This is a genomic window from Arcicella sp. (genome assembly GCF_964672035.1).
Genome location: NZ_CBABQS010000144.1, coordinates 1 through 5,147, shown reverse-complemented (window position 1 = coordinate 5,147; position 5,147 = coordinate 1). Strand labels below are relative to the sequence as shown.

Genomic DNA, 5,147 nt, shown 5'->3' with positions numbered 1-5,147 from the left:
GGCGGTTTATTCAGTATTTCTACGCCCCAACGCATCAGAAAAGTCCAAGAAATTGCTGTGAATCAAAGTAGAATGAAGATTCCCCTGATTTTTGGCATGGATGTAATTCACGGTTATCGCACGCTTTTCCCCATTCCTTTGGGTTTGTCATGCACTTGGGATATGTCGGTTATTGAACGTTCGGCTCAAATTGCTGCGAGTGAAGCCAGTGCAGATGGTATTTGTTGGACGTATTCGCCGATGGTAGATATTTCACGTGACCCACGTTGGGGACGTATTTCGGAAGGTTCGGGCGAAGACCCATTCTTAGGTTCTGCCATTGCCAAAGCGATGGTTCGGGGCTATCAGGGCAATAATTATGCTTCCAATTCCAACATTATGGCTTGTGTAAAACATTATGCTCTATACGGTGCCGCCGAGGCTGGGCGTGATTATAACACCGTGGACATGAGTCGCACACGCATGTATAACGAGTATTTCCCTCCCTATAAAGCGGCCATAGATGCGGGCGTAGGCTCTGTAATGGCCTCTTTTAATGAAATTGATGGCGTTCCTGCAACCGCCAATAAATGGTTGTTGGATGATGTGTTGCGGAAAGAATGGGGCTTCAAAGGTTTCTTAGTAACGGATTATACGGGCATCAACGAAATGATTGACCACGGCATTGGCGACTTGCAAACAGTTTCGGCAAAAGCCTTGAAAGCGGGCATTGATATGGATATGGTGGGAGAAGGATTTTTGACTACGTTGAAAAAATCAGTTACCGAAAAGAAAATAACCGAAGCCGAAATTGATGCCGCTTGTCGGAGGATTTTAGCAGCAAAATACGACTTAGGTTTGTTTGAAAACCCATACCGCTTTTGTGATGAAAATAAAGCTAAAACGGAAATTTTCAGTGAAAATAATAGAAATGAAGCCCGTAAAATTGCTACAAAATCATTCGTGTTATTGAAAAATTTGAATCAAATACTTCCCTTATCGAAAAAAGCAACGATTGCTTTGGTAGGTCCTTTGACGGATAATAAAGAAAATATGGCGGGTACGTGGAGCGTTTCGGGCGATTTCACGAAGTCAATTTCGCTATTGCAAGGCATTAAAAATGTGGCAGGAAATAGCGTAAATATCATTTCGGCCCGTGGAGCAAATATTACTTCGGACGCAAAATTGGAAGAAAGAGTTAGCATTTTTGGAAAACCGACCTATCGAGACAATCGAAGTGATGCAGAAATGATTGAAGAAGCCGTAAAAGTTTCTGCCAATGCGGATGTTATCGTGGCGGCATTGGGCGAGGCAGCCGAAATGACGGGCGAGGCAGCGAGCCGTTCGGACATTAGTTTACCGCAAAGTCAGCAAGATTTATTAAAAGCCCTTTTGAAAACGGGTAAACCCGTAGTATTAGTTTTGTTCACGGGTCGCCCTTTGACGTTGACATGGGAAAATGAAAATGTACCAGCCATTCTGAATGTGTGGTTTGCAGGAAGTGAAGCAGGAAATGCCATTGCCGATGTACTATTTGGCGATGTAAATCCATCGGGAAAATTAAGTGCTACTTTTCCAAGAAATGTGGGTCAAATTCCACTTTATTATGCTCACAAAAATACAGGTCGTCCGCTTGGTGATGATTCTAAATGGTTTCAAAAATTCCGTTCAAACTACTTAGACGTGCAAAATTCGGCTCTTTTTCCGTTTGGATATGGGTTAAGTTATACAATTTTTCAATACGGAGATATTAAATTGAGCAAAAATAATTTGACGCAGACTGATAAAATTACGGCATCGGTTGAGGTAAAAAACACGGGTAATTTTGATGGAGAAGAAGTCGTTCAATTATACATTCACGACAAAGTAGGAAGCACCGCAAGACCCGTAAAAGAATTGAAAGGTTTTGAAAAAATTATGCTTAAAAAAGGCGAATCAAAAACCGTCAGTTTCACGATTTCAGCGAATGATTTGAAATTTTACGATAATAATCTTAATTACAAAGCTGAAGCGGGTGAGTTTGAGTTGATGATTGGGACTAATTCGGAGGAATTGAAGAAAGTTAATTTTGTGTTGAAATAGAAGTGTTTATTATAGAAAAATGCGTTAAAGGAGGTTCTTTTGACGCATTTTTTGTTTTCGAGGAAAGCAAATACTTCTCTCATTTATGAAAACCATTTTCTCAAATTCTTCAAGATATTAATAGGGTTATTTTAATAAAAGTCACAGTCCAAATACCAGATTTTTTCACTATCTTCATCATGATTTTTAAAGACTATTTTTCTAAAAATTTTAAGATTTATAGCCCTTAAAATCAAGTAAAATTCATCATCAACCTTAACATAAATACTTCATGAACACTAAAATTACCTTCCTTTTATTAGTGGTAGCGTTATTTTCTACCAATTTATTCTCCCAAAAAAAGTTTGAACTTTCTGATGTATCCAAATTTACGGGCATTTCAGACCCACAGATTTCTCCCGATGCTAAAAGCGTTGTTATCGTGGTTTCAAGGCCCGATTATCAACAAAATCGGTATAATTCAGAGTTAGTTTTAATTGATATTGCCACGGGTAAACAACGAATTTTAACCCAAGATAGACAAACGGTTTCGCAACCAAGATGGTCGCCAAATGGAGAACAATTGGCATTTTTGACGAAAGCTGGACAAGGAAAAGAGGCAAATACACAGCTCTTTTTGCTTTCGATGTTAGGCGGAGATGCCAAACAGTTGACAAAAGCCCCCAAAGGAATTCAGCATTTTGCTTGGAATCCTAATGCAGAAAGTATTGCTTATGTCACTGCGGATGAACCCAAAAATAAGAAAGAAATTGAAAAGGGTTACTCGGATTTTGAAGTGGCAAATAACGATATGTTTATCAGCAGTCAACCTACACCTTCGCATATTTGGCTGATTAGTACTATCAATGGAGAAGCTAAAAAATTGACTTCGGGAGAATGGAGTTTACCCGTAACCATTCCTCCAGGAGCACCTTCTTCACCACTTTCATGGTCGCCTGATGGGAAACAAATTTTGTTTGTGAAAGTAAATTCTCCTTATTCTGGCGATGGTCAATCAAGAACAATTCAATTGCTTAACTTGTCTGATAATTCTATTAAACCGCTCAGTAGCAGAACAAAATCAGAATCTTATCCAACTTTTTCACCCGATGGAAGTAGCATTTGTTATTGGTATAAAAAAGGAGGAGCCAATGAAAATATCAACGAAATTTGGGCTACCAATAAAGCAGGCGATGAAGGGAAAAATGTAACTTCAAAAATCAATCGGGATATGTACCGTTCATTGTGGATGCCCGACGGAAAAAGTATGTTAGTGGGTGGACACGATGATAACAAAACTTCGTTATGGACGCTTTCATTGGATGGAAGTACAACCAAATTTGATTTAGGAAATGTGAGTCCAGCGTGGTCTTTTTGGATTGACGCCTCAGTGGGTAAAAACGGAAGTATTGCCTTCATTGGTTCTGAAACCTCACAACCTACCGAGCTTTATTATTTGTCGTCCACGAAGGCTAAACCCGTAAAAATTACCGATTTTAACAAAGAAATTGCCACTTATGCTTTTGGAAAAACGGAAACACTCAGATGGGATTCGGAAGGTTGGAGTCAATGTGGCATTGTGACGTATCCCACAAAATACGAAAAAGGCAAACAATATCCCCTTGTTTTAGTGATTCACGGAGGACCAAATGCGGCCTCAGTAGAGCAGTTTTCTCGTTTTTCACAATTATTGGCCAATGAAGGCTACTTCGTATTTGAGCCAAATTATAGAGGAAGTGATAATATGGGCAGTGAATATAAAGTTGCCATTGTGGAAGATGCAGGCGCTGGCCCGGGGCGAGATGTGATGGTCGGTTTAACAAAATTAAAGAAAACTGGTATGATTGATACCACCAAAATAGGCATTAGTGGTTGGTCTTACGGAGGATATATGACGGTTTGGTTAGCGGGTCATTATGGTGGTTGGAAAGCAGCAGTTGCGGGAGCGGCCGTTACTGATTGGGTTGACCAATATAACTTGGGAGATTCTAACGTTGGGCGAGCAGCGGCCATTGGCGGTTCTCCGTGGGTGGGTGATAACATGAAAAAATACATTGCACAATCGCCCATTACCGAAGCACGAAACATTAAAGCGCCCACGTTAATTCTTGCCAATACTGCCGACCCACGAGTACCAGTGACCCAATCTTATAAATTGTATCATACTTTAAAAGACAATGGAACGGTAACAAAATTCATCGGTTGGCCCATTCCTGCCCATAACGCCAGCGACCCCGTTACGCAAATGGAAAGAGATAGACTGTGGATTGATTGGATGAATAAGTATTTGAAATGATTAAAAATATTAAACTATCCACTTTAAGTCTCAACGGAAGTCGTCGTTCAAAACGACGACTTCCGTAAAATATGCATCAAATCTTTAAAATTGTCATTAGTTTTAAAGAATAATCACTTCACCACCACCCCATCCTTCACTACCACTTTCACCTTCCGAATATCCGAAATTTGCTCCGTAGGATTGCCCTCCACAATCAAAATATCGGCTAAGAAACCATTTTTTATCACTCCTAAGTCCTTCATTTTGAAAGATTCAGCGTTGATTGAGGTTGAAGAACGTAATACATCAATGGGTTTCATGCCGTATTGAACCATCATTTCCATTTCACGGGCATTATCGCCGTGCGGAAATACGCCCACGTCTCCGCCCATACATATACGCACGCCCAAATCCATCGCCATTTTGAAGGTTTTTCGCTTTGCTTGAATTCTTTCGGGTTCGGGTTCTTGTCCCTTTTTCCAACCTCTATATTGGCTTGTAGCATCGCCTGCGGCAAGCGTTGGACATAAACAAACGCCCTTTTCTTTCATCAATTTGAAAATTTCAGGCGTGCCATTATCTCCGTGTTCAATCGTGCTGATACCGCCCATAATTGCTCTTCGCATTCCTTCGGGGGTTGAGGCGTGGGCAACTACTTGCCGCCCAGAACTTTGGGCAATTTTTACGATTAACTCAATTTCTTCCTGCAAAAAAGTAGGTTGGGCATCTTTCATTAAACCCCAACGGTAATCCGCATAAATTTTAATCACATCCGCTCCTTTTCCAATTTGCGTTCGCACGGCTTTGGTCAAATTATCTACGCCATCCG

General features: G+C 40.5%; 3 protein-coding genes. 2 read left to right on the top strand and 1 reads right to left on the bottom strand.

Annotated features, from left to right (window positions below; genetic code table 11):
* Positions 1–2,061: beta-glucosidase BglX (gene bglX, locus AC1W31_RS20335; RefSeq protein ID WP_481736334.1), on the top strand; the 2,061-nt coding region annotated here is incomplete at its 5' end.
* 271 nt (positions 2,062–2,332) lie between these two features.
* On the top strand, positions 2,333–4,336 hold the full coding sequence (locus tag AC1W31_RS20330; protein WP_481736333.1) for a S9 family peptidase: 2,004 nt from the start codon (positions 2,333–2,335) through the stop codon (positions 4,334–4,336).
* A 113-nt stretch (positions 4,337–4,449) separates the two neighbouring features.
* Here the strand turns inward: AC1W31_RS20330 and AC1W31_RS20325 are convergent.
* Positions 4,450–5,147, bottom strand: a 698-nt coding sequence (locus tag AC1W31_RS20325) for an amidohydrolase family protein (RefSeq protein WP_481736332.1), incomplete at its 5' end; no start/stop codon positions are given.

Excerpts from the sequence above, each read along its gene's own strand:
- AC1W31_RS20330 (WP_481736333.1), top strand. The coding sequence starts at position 2,333 with ATGAACACTAAAATTACCTTCCTTTTATTAGTGGTAGCGTTATTTTCT.